Source organism: Plantactinospora sp. A48, from assembly GCF_055793945.1.
This window is the reverse complement of record NZ_JBTIXF010000099.1, coordinates 1-14,858: the sequence shown is the minus strand read 5'-3', so window position 1 is coordinate 14,858 and position 14,858 is coordinate 1. Positions and strand designations below refer to the sequence as shown.

Sequence of the window (14,858 nt, the reverse complement as noted above, 5' to 3'; positions counted from 1 at the left end):
CTCTTGGGCGTCCTGGGTGCGGGCCTCCCCCCCCCCCCCCCGGCGAGCAGAGGATCCCTCATCCCTGTCCCACCCCCCCCCCGCTGTTGTGCGGCCAGTCCCGCAGGGTCACCTCGCCCTGGGTGATGAGCGCGGCGGCGAAGAACGGGACCGCACCGGAGAGGTCGGGTTCGATGTCCCAGCCCCGCCCGGAGAGCCGGCCCGGCTCGACCGCCCAGATGTCGGGGGTGCTGTCGTCGACCCCGGCCCCGGCGGCCCGCAGCATCCGTACGGTCATCCGGACGTGGGGCGCGGACGGCACCGGTGGCCCCACGTGCCGGACCACCAGCCCCCGGTCGAACCGGGCGGCGGCCAGCAGCAGCCCGGAGACGAGTTGGCTGGAGGCGGAGGCGTCGATGATCACTTCACCGCCGGTGACCCGGCCGGCGCCGTGCACGGTCATCGGCAGGCCGCCGCCGGGGGTGGCCTCGATCCGTACCCCGAGTGACCGCAGCGCCTCGACCAGCTGGCCGAGTGGTCGGAGCCGGGCCTGCGGATCACCGTCGAAGGTCACCCGGCCGCTGGCCAGCCCGGCCACCGGGGGCAGGAAGCGCATGACGGTGCCGGCCAACCCCACGTCCACGTGGGCCGGCCCCTGCAACTGCCGCGGCCGGACCAGCCACCGTTCGTCGTCCACCACGGAGACGTGGGCGCCCATCGCCCGGAGCCCCGCCGCCATCAACTCGGTGTCCCGCGCGCGCAGCGGTCGACGCAGCGTCGACGGCCCGGTGGCGCAGGCGCTGAGCACCAACGCGCGGGCGGTCAGCGACTTGGAACCGGGCAATCGGAGGGTGGCCTCCACCGGGCCGCTCGCGGTCGGTGCGCTCCACGGTTGGGGCGGGCGGGTCGCGGTCAGGTTGGGCACGGCTCCATTCTGCCGGTTCATTTCGACAAAATGTGATCGTGCTCTGGACGACTCCCGGTTGGCGGGATATCGAGTGCGGTCGAGTCGATCCGTAAGCGGTCGAGCTGATCCGTGGGGCCCGGGTGATCTTGCGGTGATTCGACGCGGACGCGCGGCTTGTCATCGGCGCAGGGCGAGGTCGTCGGGCCGCTGACGAGGCGGGTGGGGCGGCGGCGGGGGCGGTCGGCGGACTAGCGTGGAGGCCATGTGCGGGAGGTACGCGACGACCCGCGGCGCCGCCGAACTCGGCGCGCTGTTCGAGGCGGGCGACGACACCGGCGACGGGATCGGGGTCGACTACAACGTCGCGCCGACCGACCCGGTGCCGATGGTCCGGGCGTCGGCCGAGGGCGCGCGCCGGTTGACGACCGCGCGCTGGGGGCTGATCCCGTCGTGGGCCCGGGACGCCCGTGGCGCAGCCCGGATGATCAACGCTCGGGCCGAGACGGTCGCGACCAGCCGGGCCTTCGCGCGGTCCTTCGCGGGACGCCGCTGCCTGGTCCCGGCCGACGGTTGGTACGAGTGGGTGCGCCGGGACGGCGGAAAGCAGCCGTACTTCATGACCCCCCGGGACGGCTCGGTGCTGGCCTTCGCGGGCATCTGGTCGAGTTGGCGCCCGACCCCGGCTTCCCGCCCCGACCAGAACGACACCGGGGCGGCGGGTGCTGCCGGTGGACCGGACAGTGCCGTCGCGGCGGGTGGCGGCGGGTCGCCCGGGGTCCGGGGGACCGACGGCGGGCTGCTGAGCTGCGCCATCATCACCCGGGCTGCGCTGGGGGACCTGGCCGAGGTGCACGACCGGATGCCGCTGCTACTGCCGCCCGAGCGCTGGTCGGCCTGGCTGTCCGGCGGCGGTGACCCGGACGACCTGCTCGCGCCCCCGGATCCGGCGGCCATCGCCGGCATCGAGATCCGACCGGTCGGCCGGGCGGTCGGGGACGTCCACAGCGATGGTCCCGGACTGATCACCCGGGTGGCGGCGCCGGCGCCCGGCGCGCCCCCGGAGGAGCCGGTGCGGTTGGCCCTCTTTTAGGGTCTTCCGGGTCTGCCCGCCCATCCCGCGAGCCGTTCCGCCGCCGGCCGCCCCGAGTGGTACGGCTCCGATACCCACTGCGATCACCGGTGATGATTTGCCATAGGTTGCGGCGTAACGTCGCTCGATCTTTCAGGCAGGTTTTTGCGAGACTCTTGTCTCCTCCCGCGCAAGTGCGATAGAACACAGCGCCGGCAGTGGGTGTCAGTTCGCACCGGGCGAGCGACGTCCACCGATGGTGCCGGTCCCACGGGGGAGGTGGGTTGATGACACGGGCGCGCATGCCCCGCCCGCAGGAAGTGGCCGCGGCCCGGCGGGATCCGAGGCTGCTCAGAGCCTTGCGGGACCGACAGGCCGACGATGCCTGGCGGACCCGTGGCGCATGTCAGAGCGTCGATCCGGAAACCTTCTTTCCGGCGCCCAACGAACCGGCCGACGCGGCCGTGGCGCTCTGCCGCACCTGCGACGTTCAGGGTGCCTGTCTGGCCTGGGCGCTGGAGGTCGGTGACTGCCACGGAGTGTGGGGCGGGACGACCCCTCGGGAACGGCGGGCCATGCTGCTCGCCTGGCGCGGTCAGGTGGAACGGGATCCGGACGCCGCCGACGAGGCCGGACCTCCGGTCCGGGACCGCCTGCTCACCCTGGTCCCACTCGGCCGTTGACCCCGGGCGCTGACTCACCTCGGTTGGGCCGTCCGCGCGCGTCTGGGCACCGACTTCGCCAGGCCGGTTCACCGGGCCGGGTCCCCGGCTTCGGCGGGGGCGGGAGAATCTCGGTATGGAGCCGGTTGAAGCGTTCCAGACTCCGGTCGGACCCGCCGCGGTGGAGCAGGACGCGCCCGACGGAGCGCCGCTGAGCCTGCTCGTGCTCGGGCACGGCGCCGGCGGCACCGTGGCGGCGCCGGACCTTGTCGCGGTCACCGCCGCGGCGGTGTCGGCCGGGGTGCTGGTGGCGCGGGTCACCCAGCCGTACCGGCTGGCCGGACGGCGGGCGCCGGCACCCACCGGGCAGCTCGACCAGGCGTGGACGGCCGTGCTCGACGCGCTCGTCCGGGGCGTCGGCGCGGGCCTTCCGCTCGTGGTCGGCGGTCGGTCGAGCGGGGCTCGGGTGGCCTGCCGGACGGCCCGCGCGGTGGGTGCGGCCGGGGTGCTGGCGCTCGCGTTCCCCTCGCATCCGCCCGGTCGGCCGGAACGGTCCCGGGACGCGGAACTCGACACCGGTCTGCCCACGCTGGTGGTGAACGGCGACCGGGACCCGTTCGGCGTGCCGACGCCGCCGGTCGGTGTGCGCGTCGAGATCCGGCCGGGTGAGCGGCACGATCTGCGGGGCGACCCGACCGGCACGGCCCAGGTGGTGCTCGGCTGGCTCCGGGAGCGCGGCTGGGCGCGCTGATCCGGGCCGTTTCCCCGTTCCGCAGATGATCGTTGCTCTCCATGGTGACGGCCGTCGAGCCTGACGCCGCCACCGTCCTCCCAGGCCCTTCCTGGTCCCAGCGGTGGCCGATGCCACGGCTGGGACCAGGGAAGCGGGCCGGTGTCCCGTGGAATGTCCGGACCTCAGGATCGCGTTACTACTCCCGGAAGCCGAGTCGAATGAGGGAGTCGATCAGCGTGCCAACCGGGACACGGAGCGCGATGCGCGGAGAGAGCGCTGCCCGCGGTAATGCGGTGCGGCAGCTGTTGACCGGCCCGCGGGGGTCCACCGGGCCGAGGGGCGTGACCGCGGTGGGTGCTGGCTCACTCACCCGTTCGGAATCTGCCCGTCATGGTTTGCGCGTATCCTCGGCGGGACAGTCGGCTCTGGGGGAGTCGGTTGGAGGACGAGGAGACATTCGGTTGACACGACCGGAGAAGACGGACGAGCGTCGAGCGCGATTCGAGCGCGACGCGCTGCCCTTCGTTGACCAGCTCTACGCGGCTGGTCTGCGGATGACCCGCAACCCGGCGGACGCGGAGGATCTGGTCCAGGAGACCTATCTGAAGGCGTTCGCCGCCTTTCACCAGTTCGAAGAGGGCACCAACCTCAAGGCCTGGCTCTACCGCATCCTCACCAACACCTACATCAACTCCTACCGCAAGCGGCAGCGCCAGCCGGTCCAGGCGCCCACCGAGGAGATCACCGACTGGCAGCTCGCCGAGGCCGAGTCGCACACCTCCAGCGGCCTGCGGTCGGCGGAGACCGAGGCGCTCGACCGGCTGCCGGACAGCGACGTCAAGGGCGCGCTGCAGCAACTGCCGGAGGAGTTCCGGCTGGCGGTCTACCTGACCGACGTGGAGGGCTTCTCCTACAAGGAGGTCGCCGACATCATGGGCACGCCGATCGGCACCGTGATGTCCCGGCTGCATCGGGGCCGGCGCAATCTGCGCAAACTGCTCGAACAGTACGCTGCCGACCGGGGTTTCCGGGCGGCCTCACCGACCCGGGCCACCGCGGCCAGCCGGGAGGTGTGAGCGCATGAGCAGCGAGAACTGCCCTCAACACGACCACGCCGACTGCCGAGAGGTGCTCGCCGAGGTCTACCTCTACCTTGACCTTGAATGTGCCGACGGCCGCCGCGACGAGATCCGGCACCACCTGGACGGCTGCTCGCCGTGCCTGCGTGAGTACGGCATCGAGCGGGAGGTCAAGGCGCTGGTCGCGCGCTGCTGCGGCAACGAGAAGGCTCCGGTCGAGCTGCGTGAGCGGCTGCGGGTACGCCTCGCCGAGCTGGTCATCGAGACCGACGCCCGGGAGTACCTGGCCGAGTGACCCGGCCGGGCCGGGCCGGTCGGACCGGTCCCGGCCCGGATCGGCCTGTGCCGCCCCGTGCGGAGCGGGCTGTGCCGCTCCGTCAGGAGTTGGGGCGCTTGCCGTGGTTGGCCGAGCTCTTCTTGCGGGCCTTCTTCTTACGGGCCTTCTTGGCCATGTCGACTCCCTTGTTGTCCACCCGTCGTGTGACCTGCCGATGGTAGTCGGGCGCTGTCACACGCCGCAGCGGACCGCCCGCATGATTGGATACGTCGCAGGCACACCGGACGATGAGGGAGGGCCGCAGCCCATGGCCGACGAGATCCGCGCCGAGATGGTGGCGAACGTGTGGAAGGTCGTCGCCGCCGCGGGCGACACCGTTTCCGAGGGCGACACGCTGGTCATCCTCGAATCCATGAAGATGGAGATTCCGGTCGTGGCCGAGTCCGACGGCGTCGTCCAGCGGCTGTCCGTGAACGAGGGCGACGTGGTCCAAGACGGGGATCTGATCGCCGTCATCGAGTGAGCGGGCCGCCGGGCCGGCCGGCCCGGCTCAGCTGGCCGGCGGGCTCGGCTCGTCGATCCGGTCCAGCAGCTCGAACGCGACCTCCAGCGCGAGCCGCCGACGCTCCTGCTCGTCGATGTCGGGTTCGCGCAGCGTGAACCAACTGCTGTGGACGGCGAACAGCGAGAGCGTGGCCCGGATCCGGTCGCCCGGCGACGGCTCGGGTCCGGCCAGCACATCGGCCAGCCGCAGCAACCGGTCCCGCATCATCTGCCCGGCCGTCAGGCTCTTGAGCACCGTCTGGTTCTGCTCGAAGAACCGCATGACCTCGTGGCTGTGCTGACCGAAGATCTCGTCGGCGTACTCCTCGATCAGCTTGCGCCGGCCGGCCATGTCACTCGGTCGCTGCTGAGCGCGGTCCACCAGCGCGTCCAGTCCATCGATCCGGTCCTGGACGAAGCTGTTGACGATGTCGTCCTTGCTCTTGAAGTGGTAGTAGAGCGCGGCCTTGGTGACCCCGAGCCGCTCGGCGATCTCCCGGAGCGACGTCTTCTCGTATCCCTGTTCGGTGAACAGTTCGAGCGCCACCTCCTGGATCCGCGATCGGGTACCCCCTGTGCCCTCGCTCACGAAAACCGCCTAACTCGGTTGACCGATATCCGGCATTGAGCTTACCGTACGGCTAGTAAGCTTACTAGCCGGCCGACTGGTAAGCATGCCGTAACCGCACTGGGGGAGCCTCCTGATGACCGACACCACACAGGCCACAACGGTCCGACCCAACATCCGGGTCGTGCTCGGCGGCCTCATGATCGCGATGATGCTCGCGATGCTGGACAACATGATCGTCAGCACCGCGCTGCCCCGGATCGTGGGTGAGTTCGGCGGCCTGAGCCACTTCACCTGGGTCGTCACGGCGTACGTGCTCGGGACCACGGTCTCCACGCCGATCTGGGGAAAGCTGGGCGACCTGTACGGCCGCAAGACGGTCTTCCTCACCTCCATCGTGATCTTCCTGATCGGCTCGGCGCTCTGCGGAATGTCCGGTTCCGGGATGCTCGGCGGCCCGGCCGACGGCATGGTCCAGCTGATCGCCTTCCGTGCCGTCCAGGGTCTGGGCGCGGGTGGCCTGATGGTCGGTGTGATGGCGATCATCGGTGACCTCGTGCCGCCCCGCGAGCGGGGTCGCTACCAGGGCATGATCGCCGGCATCATGGCCATCGCCATGGTCGCGGGCCCGCTGATCGGCGGTTTCATCACCGACAACCTGTCCTGGCGGTGGGCGTTCTACGTCAACCTGCCGCTCGGCGGCGTCGCGCTGCTGGTCCTGGCCACCACCATGCACCTGCCGAAGTACCGGACCGAGCACAAGATCGACTGGCTGGGCGCCGGGCTGCTCTCGGTGGGCATCACCGCGATCGTCCTGGTCACCACCTGGGGCGGCAACGAGTACGCCTGGCGGTCCGCGCAGATCCTCGGCCTCGCCGCGCTCGCCCTGCTGAGCCTGGTGGCGTTCGCCGTGGTCGAGCGCCGGGTGCCCGAACCGATCCTGCCGCTGGGCCTGTTCGCCAACCGCAACTTCGCGCTGATCTCGGCCGTCGGCTTCCTGCTCGGCTTCTCGATGTTCGGCGCGATGAACTTCCTCCCGCTGTTCCAGCAGACCGTGCAGGGGGCCTCGGCCACCAACAGCGGCCTGCTGCTGCTCCCGCTGATGTTCGGCATGCTGGTGGTGTCGATCGTCGCGGGCCGGGTGATCACCAAGACCGGCCGCTACCGGATCTTCCCGATCATCGGCGGCGTGGTCATGGCGGTCGGCATGGGGCTGCTCACCCTGCTCGACGTCCACACCAGCAAGGTCGAGCTGGCGACGTACATGGTGGTGCTCGGCGTCGGCATGGGCTTCCTCATGCAGACCTCGATGCTGATCGCGCAGAACAGCGTCGAGCAGCGCGACCTGGGTGCCGCGAGTGGCGCGGCCACCTTCTTCCGCTCGATCGGTGGGTCGTTCGGCATCTCGCTGTTCGGCGCGATCTTCGCCAGCCGACTCGCGGCGTCCAGCGCCGGCCCGTTCCTCGGTTCGGCCGGTTCCGGCTCGTCCGGTGGCGCGGGCATGAACCCCGCCAAGCTCAAGGAGCTGGCCGGCCCGGTCCGGGAGGCGGTCCTGGGAGGCCTCGCGGACTCGATCGCCGGGGTCTTCGGTTGGGCGCTCCTGTTCACGGTCGCCGTGCCGGTGCTCGCCTGGTTCATCAAGGAGATCCCGCTGCGGGGCGCGTCCGACGCCGCCCCCCAGCAGACCCCGGAGGACCAGGCCGAGACCGCGCTCGCGGAGGCGCCGATCCACTGACCCGGGTCCGGGCCGCCCACTGAGTCCCCGGGCCGACCCGGGGACTCAGTGGCGGCGGGTGATCCGTCGCCACAGCCGGGCCAGCCGGCCGGGCCGCCCGGCCGTACCGAGCAGGTTCCGGTTCACGTTGACCACGCCCGCCCCCACGGCGGGCGTGGTCAACACCATCTGGGCCAGGGAACGCAGGATGGAGACCGGCCGGGTCCGGGCCACCGCCATGCCGTCGGCCAGCCGCTCGGTGACGACCCGGGCCACCTCGGTGCGTACGGAGGGTTCCACCCAGGCGTACGTGACCAGCGCGAACAGGGCCGCCTCGACCACCCAGTCCTCTACCCCCCAGACGAGGTCGAGCAGCACCCGGCGGCGGGTGGAGTTCTCCCACGGCTCGTCGGTGCGGTGGTGCAGCAGCCCGAGACAGGCCCAGACCTGCACGCAGCGCACCCACAGGGCGGGGTCGTGATCCCGCAGCGCCTGCCCGAGCGGGTCGTCCGGGACCGGGGGCGGGTGTGCCAGCAGCCCGATCAGGTCGTCCAGGTCGATCATGGCGAGCCCGACCGCCTCGTCGTAGGCGGCCGGCGGATGTCGCCAGACCGGCCGGGCGAGTTGGCGGACCAGCGCGGCGGCCGCCGCCGACGGCTCCGGTACGACGGGCAGCGCCTCGGTGCCGACGTACCGCCAGAGCCGGCGCTCGACGGCGCGGCGGGGACGTCGTGGATCCGGCTCCGGGACGCGCTCGACGTCCGGCGTGAGGCCCGGCGCCGTCAGAGTCAGGGTGCGCATCGCGCTCGGCGGCTCCAGGCCGCTGAGCCGGACCCGCCCCTGTGCGACCACCCCGGCCGCGCCCCGCCCGTGCCCGTCGGCCAGCATCCGGCGCAGCACGTTGACCACCGCCTCCTCGGCGGCCGGCAGCCGACCCAGCCAGGGTTCACCGGCGCAGCACTCGGCCAGGTCGGTGTGCTCGTGCGTGTCGTCGGGATGCTCGCGCCGGAAGTCCGCGAGGGCGATCAGGTGCCGCAGCGAGGCGTCCTGCCGGTAGCGCAGCCGATGGGCGGTGTGTACCGCGCAGTCGAAGGTCGGGTCGCGCTCCAGGGCCTGGTCGATCCAGCGCAGCGCCTCGTCCAGCCGGCCGTTGTCGGCCAGGGTCCCGGCGATGTCGGCGTAGACGGACAGGTCGTCCGGGTCGTACGCGACCGCCCGGTAGAGCGCGTCGAGCGCCTCGTCGATCCGCCCGGCGCTGCGCTGGGCGTACCCCAGCCACACCTCGCCGAGTTTCGACGGCGCCAGCCGGGCACCCGCGGTCGCCCACCGGACCGCCAGGGCCGCCTCGTCCAGCCGGCGGGCCAGCGCGGACGCCGCGCCGAGCAGCAGCGCCGCCCGCGGGTGGCGGGCTATCGCGTGTTCGGCCAACCGCAGGTACGGGCGCAGCGCGGCTCGGCTGGGCGTCGGCGCCGGGTCCGGCACGCCGGCGCAGATCCGCATGAGCAACTGGGCCAGCCGGTCCGGGTCGACCTGCTCGACGAGGTCGGGCGCGCCGACCCAGGGCACCCCGGCCCAGTCCACCCCGGGGGCGTATCCGGTGGCCGTGGCCAGCAGTTCGAGCCCTTCGGTCGGTCGGCCGGCGGCGGCCAGCAGGTGGGCGCGGGCCACCACCGTGCCGATGAAGGCGTGTTGCCGCAGCGTGAACAGCTCCAACCCGCCGTCGGTCCGGGCGGCGAGCTGGGCGAGCACCTCGTGCACCTCGGGCAGTGTCGGTGCGTGCGCGAGCGCCCCGGCCACGTGGCCGGCGGCGTGCGTCAGATCCCCCTGCGCCAGCGCGAGCCGGGCCAGGGCCAGCTCACCCTCGGCCGAGAGCCGGGGGTCGTCGATTCCCTCGGACACGGCGCCGAACTCTCCGATCCATGTTTGGCTCCCTTGGGCAGGGCAGCCTAGGGCATGGTCGTTGCCATTAGTGATCCAATGCGCACTACTGATCGATAGATTGCTGAAAACCGCGAAAACGTGCAAGTATGCTCAGACAATCGCGCGGGATGTGCGCGCTCGGCCTCACAAGGCGCCAGCCGCGACCACATCCCGACACCCGAGGAGGCGGCGATGACTCGACCCGGATCCGGGATGGCGGCGGACATCGCCGAACAGCCCGCCGGCTACGCCCGGCTGCTCGAACCGGACCGGGCCGCGGAACTCGCCCGGGTCGCCCGGACGATCGCCGAGCGCCGCCCCCGACACGTGGTGTACGCCGCCCGCGGCACCTCGGACCACGCGGCGCTCTACGCCGCCTACCTCACCGAGATCCGGCTCGGCCTGCCCGCCGGGCTCGCCTCGCCGAGCGCCGTGACCCTGTTCGGGGCCCGGCCCGACCTGTCCGACGCGCTCGTGGTCGGGGTGAGCCAGAGCGGCGGCTCGGCCGACCTGGCCGAGGTGCTCCGGGTGGCCCGGGAATGCGGCGCGCTCACCCTGGCCGTGACCAACTCGCCGGACTCGGCACTCGCCGGCACCGCCGAGCTGGCCGTCGACATCGCGGCCGGGCACGAGCGGGCGGTGGCCGCCACCAAGACGTACACGGCGGAACTGCTCGCGCTGCTGATGCTGGTGGAAGGCATCCGGGCCGGCGACGGGCGACTCCCGGCGGCCGAGCGGGCGGCGCTGGACGAGCTGCCCGAGCTGGCGGACCGGGCCCTGGCCGACCCGGCGGCGTCGGCGGCGGCGCCGAGGTACCGGTTCGCCGCCCAACTGGTCACCACCGGACGCGGGTACGCCTACCCGACCGCCCGGGAGGCGGCGCTGAAGCTGATGGAGACGTCGTACCTGCCGGCCCTGGCGTTCTCCGGGGCCGACCTGCTGCACGGTCCGCTCGCGATGACCGACCCGGACGTACCGGTGCTCGCCGTGGTGGGCTCGGGGCCCGGCGGCGCCGCGATGCGGGAGGTGCTGCCCCGGCTGGCCGAGCGGGGCGCCGACGTGGTCACGATCGGCTCGGCCGAGGTCCCCGGCGCGGCCCGGATCCCGGTGCCCGAGGTGGACGAGCGGTACGCGCCGCTGCTGGACATCCTGCCGCTCCAACGGCTGGCCATGGCCCTGGCGGTGGCCCGGGGCGAGGACCCGGACGCCCCGCGCGGGCTCAAGAAGGTCACCAACACCCGGTAAACGCCCGTCCGGTCACGCCATCCACGACCGGGGCGTGGCAGTCTTGCCGTGTGTCAACCCTGCGTGATCTTGCCGAGGAACACACCGCGCTGCGGCCCGGCGACATCGACCACCTGCACCGGGTCGCCGGCGACTGGCAACTGCTCTCCGACCTGTCCTTCGCGGACCTGTTGCTCTGGGCGCCGGTGGACGGCGAGGGGTCGTTCCTCTGCGTGGCGCAGGTCCGGCCCACCACGGCGCCCACGGCCTACCAGGACGACCAGGTGGGCCGGATTGTCGGCGGCCCCGAGGTGGCGCACCTGGCCATCGCGTACAGCCAGGGCCGGATCTGGCGGGAGGGCGACCCGGTCTGGTACGGCGACACCCCGGCCCGGCACGAGGCCATCCCGGTCCGGCTGCGGACCGCCGAGGGCGAGGCCGGCGAGGTGATCGCCGTGGTCGGCCGGGACACCAACCTCTCCACCGCCCGCACGCCCAGCCAGTTGGAACTCAACTACCTGACCACCGCCGACGACCTGGCCCAGATGGTCTCGGACGGCACCTTCCCGCCACCCCGCCACCCGGGCGAGACCACCTCGGCGCCCCGGGTCGGCGACGGCCTGGTCCGGTTGGACGCCACCGGCAAGGTCACCTACGCCAGCCCGAACGCGCAGTCCGCGTACCGTCGGCTCGGTTTCTCCTCGCACCTGGTCGGCGAGGACCTGGCCACCCTCAACGGCCGGCTGGCCACCGATCCGCTGGACGGTACGGAGGCCGCGAACGCCGTCCTGGCGGCGCTGCGTGGCGAGGCACCGCGACGGCGGGAGATCGAGGCGCGCGGCGCCACCGTGCTGACCCGGGCGCTGCCCCTGATGCCCGCGGGCGTGCCGATCGGCGCGCTGGTCCTGGTCCGCGACATGACCGAGGTACGGCGCCGGGACCGCGCGCTGATGACGAAGGACGCCACCATCCGGGAGATCCACCACCGGGTGAAGAACAACCTCCAGACGGTGGCCGCGTTGCTGCGTCTCCAGGCCCGCCGGGTGGACAGCCCGGCCGCCCGCGCCGCGCTGGAGGAGTCGGTCCGCCGGGTGGCCTCCATCGCCCTGGTCCACGAGACGCTCTCGATGTCCAGCGACGAGGCGGTGGAGTTCGACGGCATCGTCGACCGGGTGGCCGCGGCCGCCACCGAGGTCGCGGCCACCGACTTCACGGTACGGATGCAGCGGCAGGGTTCCTTCGGCGTGCTGCCGGCCGAACTCGCCACCTCGCTGGTGATGGTCCTGAACGAGCTGCTGCTGAACGCCGTCGAGCACGGGTTCCCGATCGACGGCGCGGAATCGGACGGCACCCAGCCCGAGGTGGTGGTGTCGGCGCACCGGTTCCGCAAGCAACTGCACGTCTCGGTGGCCGACAACGGCCAGGGACTGCCGACCGACTTCGACCGGGACCGCAGCGGCCGGTTGGGGCTGCAGATCGTCCGGGCGCTGGCCACCGGTGAGCTGCGCGGGACCATCGAGCTGCGCAACCGGGCCGAGCGCGGCACCGAGGCGATCCTGGTGGTGCCACTGCACCGGTCGAAACGGACCGGCTGAGCGGCGCCGGTCAGCCGCCGGGAGTCCGGGCGTACAGCGCGACCGTGAGGCCCGGCACGGTCCAGGTGCTGTCCAGCCGGTACCGCTCGCGGACCGCGGCCGCCTTCTTCGCCGTCATCGTCTTCAGCGGATCGGTGGGCTCGCCGACGGCCACCACCCAGATCCGGTCGGTGTTGGCCAGGCACGGGCCCGGGTCGGCGCACTCGCTGGCCCACAGCGTGCCGCGCTGCTGCGCGGACCGCTTGAGCAGCACGTCCCGTGGGGTCCGGTCGCCCAGGTGGTAGGCCATGGACACGTCCAGGAACGACCAGTCACCCCGGTCCGGATAGACGATGCCGTCGCCGGGGCGCTCCTGCTGGCCGATGATCCGGGCCGCCGCCGAGTACAACCGGGGGGCCGAGCGTGGCCACTCGTGGGTCACCCGCAGTCCCAGCTGCGCGTTCGCGCCGAGGAAGGCGACCACCGAGACGATCGCCAGCATCGCGGCCGGGCGTACCCGGTCGAGCGTGGCGGCGCCCAGCAGGGTCAGCACCGGTACGACGAACAGCAGGTAGCGGGCCACGAACAGCGGTTGTTGCTGGCCGGCGAAGAACAGCACGGTCACCGGGGCGAGCGCGGCCAGTCCGAGGATCGCACCCCACCGGCCGCGCAGCGCCCAACCGAGCGCGGCGAGCCCGAGGATCAGGCCACCGACTGTCGAGTTGCCGAAGACGCCACCGGGCAGGTCCGGCAGGGCCTCGATCTTGGCCAGCGGCACCCAGTCGAGTTGCTCGGTGCGCTGGTGGCGGCCGAGCCACACCAGGGGCAGGACCCCGACGCCGACCGCCACGACGGTGCTCAGCCAACCCGGCAGCGGGCGCCGGCCGGCCACCCGGGGCGCGGTCAGCACGGCCACCGCGTGCCCGGCCAGCACCATCAGCATCAGCAGGTTGGACAGGCCCAGCCCGTAGACGGCCAGGCCGTACCACAGCCACCGCCGGGCGGTGGGCCGGTCCAGCGCCCGGACCAGCAGCAGGGTCGAGAAGACCGTGAACAGCATGGCGAACGCGTAACCGCGGGCTTCCTGCGCGTACCGGGAGGTCGCCGGGAGCACCGCGAGGAGCAGGCCGGCGGCCAGCCCGACCCGGAGGCCGAAGAGTCGGCGACCCAGCACGGCGAGCAGGGCGGCGGTGCCGACCATCGCGGCGATCGAGGGCAGCCGCATGGTCAGCGGCGCGTCGCCGGCGATCCGGATCCAGGCCCACATGAACAGGTAGTACGGGGAGCTGACCGCGTCGACGTGGTTCGCCATCCGCAACACCTGGTAGAACGGCCGGCTGGCCGCGCTCCAGGTGGCCAGTTCGTCCCGCCACGGCTCGGCGTCCCCGGCGCGGGACCCGGCGACCGCCAGCGTCAGCAGGGCCGGCCAGAGCCAGTAGACCCGCGTCACCCAGCGGAGCGCCGAGGTCCAGGCGTCCGGTGGGCTGGCGCCGGCGTCGGGACCGGTCGGATCGACGCCTGTCGCTTCTGAATCGGCCGCCGCCGGCGGTCGGGCCGCCGGATCCGCCGGATCCGGCCCAGCGGTACGGCCGGCATCGACGCCCGGATCCTCACCCCGCCCGCCGGTGAGTGTGGTCCTCGACCGCATCCGACCGTCCTCTCCGCCCTGGTCACCAGCACCGCCCCACGCGGTTCGCGAATCCAGCTCACCACATCCACCCGGTCCGGACCGGCCGACTCGCGCCATCGGCTGGACCCTGACCCGGTGCCCGGCAGGTGAGACCTGGCGCACCCGCACCTGGCCGGGGCGGCGTCAGGTGTGGCAGCATGGCCGTATGACCGCCGCCGTCGAGCGCCGCCTCGTGGCTCGTCGCCACGTAGACTACGGGCGCGTCCGCAGCGCGATCTGTCCGGCCCTCTGACGCTCCGGACCTCCAACCGTCCCGGGCGTGCCGCGCCGGCCCTGGGACATCGTCGTTCCTCCGGATTCGCCCTAATCGGTGACAACGGGCCGCCGCCCCGGCCACGCTCGCCGATCGTTCCGCGCGAGAGCCAACGGAGGACATTGCGATGGTGGCCGACAGCACCCCGGCCCGACCCGATCCGACCACGCCCGCCGACGGGGCCACCCCCGGTGGCGCTCCCGGCCGGCCCACCAGGGCCGCCGCCCCCGGCCGGCCCACGCCCGCCCGTCGCCCGGGCCGGGCCCGCGGCGAGGGACAGTGGGCGCTCGGGCACCGGGAACCGCTCAACGCCAACGAGCGGACGAAGAAGGACGACGATCCGCTGAACGTCCGGGCCCGGATCGAGAACATCTACGCCCATCGGGGCTTCGCGGCCATCGACCCGACCGACCTGCGTGGCCGGTTCCGTTGGTGGGGTCTCTACACCCAGCGTCGGGCGGGGATCGACGGCGGACGCACCGCCGTCCTGGAGCCGCACGAGCTGGAGGACGAGTACTTCATGCTCCGGGTCCGGGTCGACGGCGGCCAGCTCAGCCTGGACCAGCTGCGGACCGTGGCCGAGATCTCCGAGCGGTACGCCCGGAACACCGCCGACATCACCGACCGGCAGAACATCCAGCTGCACTGGGTCCGCATCGAGGACGT

At 72.7% G+C, this 14,858-nt stretch carries 13 protein-coding genes and 2 pseudogenes; 10 read left to right on the top strand and 5 right to left on the bottom strand.

Annotated features, from left to right (window positions below; translation table 11 throughout):
* Nucleotides 1-82 precede the first annotated feature (82 nt).
* Nucleotides 83-904, bottom strand: a pseudogene (locus tag ACXN5W_RS29180) (3-phosphoshikimate 1-carboxyvinyltransferase); the annotation flags it as partial.
* 244 nt (nucleotides 905-1,148) lie between these two features.
* Here ACXN5W_RS29180 and ACXN5W_RS29175 point away from each other — a divergent pair.
* The 5 genes from ACXN5W_RS29175 (at nucleotide 1,149) to rsrA (ending at nucleotide 4,724) form a co-directional block, all read left to right on the top strand.
* Nucleotides 1,149-1,976, top strand: a complete 828-nt coding sequence (locus tag ACXN5W_RS29175) for an SOS response-associated peptidase (RefSeq protein ID WP_473161598.1) — start codon at nucleotides 1,149-1,151, stop codon at nucleotides 1,974-1,976.
* Nucleotides 1,977-2,242: 266 nt separating this feature from the next.
* Nucleotides 2,243-2,638, top strand: coding sequence for a WhiB family transcriptional regulator (locus ACXN5W_RS29170; protein WP_473161597.1), 396 nt, complete (start codon nucleotides 2,243-2,245; stop codon nucleotides 2,636-2,638).
* 115 nt (nucleotides 2,639-2,753) lie between these two features.
* On the top strand, nucleotides 2,754-3,368 hold the full coding sequence (locus ACXN5W_RS29165; protein ID WP_473161596.1) for an alpha/beta hydrolase family protein: 615 nt from the start codon (nucleotides 2,754-2,756) through the stop codon (nucleotides 3,366-3,368).
* A 242-nt stretch (nucleotides 3,369-3,610) separates the two neighbouring features.
* A complete protein-coding gene (locus tag ACXN5W_RS29160) occupies nucleotides 3,611-4,426 on the top strand; it encodes a sigma-70 family RNA polymerase sigma factor (protein WP_473161595.1) in 816 nt (271 codons plus the stop codon).
* A gap of 4 nt (nucleotides 4,427-4,430) precedes the next feature.
* A complete protein-coding gene (rsrA, locus tag ACXN5W_RS29155; RefSeq protein WP_473161594.1) occupies nucleotides 4,431-4,724 on the top strand; it encodes a mycothiol system anti-sigma-R factor in 294 nt (97 codons plus the stop codon).
* An 82-nt stretch (nucleotides 4,725-4,806) separates the two neighbouring features.
* Here rsrA and ACXN5W_RS29150 read toward each other — a convergent pair whose 3' ends face one another.
* The gene (locus ACXN5W_RS29150; RefSeq protein ID WP_369752275.1) at nucleotides 4,807-4,881 is read right to left on the bottom strand and encodes a 50S ribosomal protein bL37; all 75 of its coding nucleotides are present in this window, start codon (nucleotides 4,879-4,881) and stop codon (nucleotides 4,807-4,809) included.
* Nucleotides 4,882-5,013: 132 nt separating this feature from the next.
* On the opposite strand from ACXN5W_RS29150, the gene ACXN5W_RS29145 reads away from it, so the two are divergent.
* The gene (locus tag ACXN5W_RS29145) at nucleotides 5,014-5,229 is read left to right on the top strand and encodes a biotin/lipoyl-binding carrier protein (RefSeq protein WP_473161593.1); all 216 of its coding nucleotides are present in this window, start codon (nucleotides 5,014-5,016) and stop codon (nucleotides 5,227-5,229) included.
* A 27-nt stretch (nucleotides 5,230-5,256) separates the two neighbouring features.
* Here the strand turns inward: ACXN5W_RS29145 and ACXN5W_RS29140 are convergent, their stop codons facing one another.
* Nucleotides 5,257-5,838, bottom strand: a complete 582-nt coding sequence (locus ACXN5W_RS29140; protein ID WP_473161592.1) for a TetR/AcrR family transcriptional regulator — start codon at nucleotides 5,836-5,838, stop codon at nucleotides 5,257-5,259.
* Nucleotides 5,839-5,953: 115 nt separating this feature from the next.
* Between ACXN5W_RS29140 and ACXN5W_RS29135 the strand changes: the two genes are divergently transcribed.
* Nucleotides 5,954-7,552 (top strand): MDR family MFS transporter, encoded by a 1,599-nt coding sequence (locus ACXN5W_RS29135; protein ID WP_473161591.1) that lies wholly within the window; start codon nucleotides 5,954-5,956, stop codon nucleotides 7,550-7,552.
* Nucleotides 7,553-7,597: 45 nt separating this feature from the next.
* On the opposite strand, the gene ACXN5W_RS29130 is transcribed toward ACXN5W_RS29135, so the two are convergent.
* On the bottom strand, nucleotides 7,598-9,430 hold the full coding sequence (locus tag ACXN5W_RS29130; protein WP_473161590.1) for a tetratricopeptide repeat protein: 1,833 nt from the start codon (nucleotides 9,428-9,430) through the stop codon (nucleotides 7,598-7,600).
* A gap of 234 nt (nucleotides 9,431-9,664) precedes the next feature.
* On the opposite strand from ACXN5W_RS29130, the gene ACXN5W_RS29125 reads away from it, so the two are divergent.
* The gene (locus ACXN5W_RS29125; protein WP_473161599.1) at nucleotides 9,665-10,696 is read left to right on the top strand and encodes an SIS domain-containing protein; all 1,032 of its coding nucleotides are present in this window, start codon (nucleotides 9,665-9,667) and stop codon (nucleotides 10,694-10,696) included.
* A gap of 50 nt (nucleotides 10,697-10,746) precedes the next feature.
* Nucleotides 10,747-12,270: a histidine kinase N-terminal domain-containing protein gene (locus ACXN5W_RS29120; protein ID WP_473161589.1), complete on the top strand. Its 1,524-nt coding sequence runs from the start codon at nucleotides 10,747-10,749 to the stop codon at nucleotides 12,268-12,270.
* Between the two features lie 10 nt (nucleotides 12,271-12,280).
* On the opposite strand, the gene ACXN5W_RS29115 is transcribed toward ACXN5W_RS29120, so the two are convergent.
* A complete protein-coding gene (locus ACXN5W_RS29115) occupies nucleotides 12,281-13,897 on the bottom strand; it encodes a glycosyltransferase family 39 protein (RefSeq protein WP_473161588.1) in 1,617 nt (538 codons plus the stop codon).
* A gap of 422 nt (nucleotides 13,898-14,319) precedes the next feature.
* Here ACXN5W_RS29115 and ACXN5W_RS29110 point away from each other — a divergent pair.
* Nucleotides 14,320-14,858, top strand: a pseudogene (locus ACXN5W_RS29110) (hypothetical protein); the annotation flags it as partial.

Bases quoted from the DNA above. Each gene is read 5' to 3' on its own strand.
- ACXN5W_RS29170 (WP_473161597.1), top strand. From the start codon at position 2,243: ATGACACGGGCGCGCATGCCCCGCCCGCAGGAAGTGGCCGCGGCCCGG.
- ACXN5W_RS29160 (WP_473161595.1), top strand. From the start codon at position 3,611: ATGCGCGGAGAGAGCGCTGCCCGCGGTAATGCGGTGCGGCAGCTGTTG.
- ACXN5W_RS29115 (WP_473161588.1), bottom strand. From the start codon at position 13,897: ATGCGGTCGAGGACCACACTCACCGGCGGGCGGGGTGAGGATCCGGGC.
- rsrA (WP_473161594.1), top strand. From the start codon at position 4,431: ATGAGCAGCGAGAACTGCCCTCAACACGACCACGCCGACTGCCGAGAG.
- ACXN5W_RS29125 (WP_473161599.1), top strand. From the start codon at position 9,665: ATGGCGGCGGACATCGCCGAACAGCCCGCCGGCTACGCCCGGCTGCTC.
- ACXN5W_RS29135 (WP_473161591.1), top strand. From the start codon at position 5,954: ATGACCGACACCACACAGGCCACAACGGTCCGACCCAACATCCGGGTC.
- ACXN5W_RS29175 (WP_473161598.1), top strand. From the start codon at position 1,149: ATGTGCGGGAGGTACGCGACGACCCGCGGCGCCGCCGAACTCGGCGCG.
- ACXN5W_RS29145 (WP_473161593.1), top strand. From the start codon at position 5,014: ATGGCCGACGAGATCCGCGCCGAGATGGTGGCGAACGTGTGGAAGGTC.
- ACXN5W_RS29165 (WP_473161596.1), top strand. From the start codon at position 2,754: ATGGAGCCGGTTGAAGCGTTCCAGACTCCGGTCGGACCCGCCGCGGTG.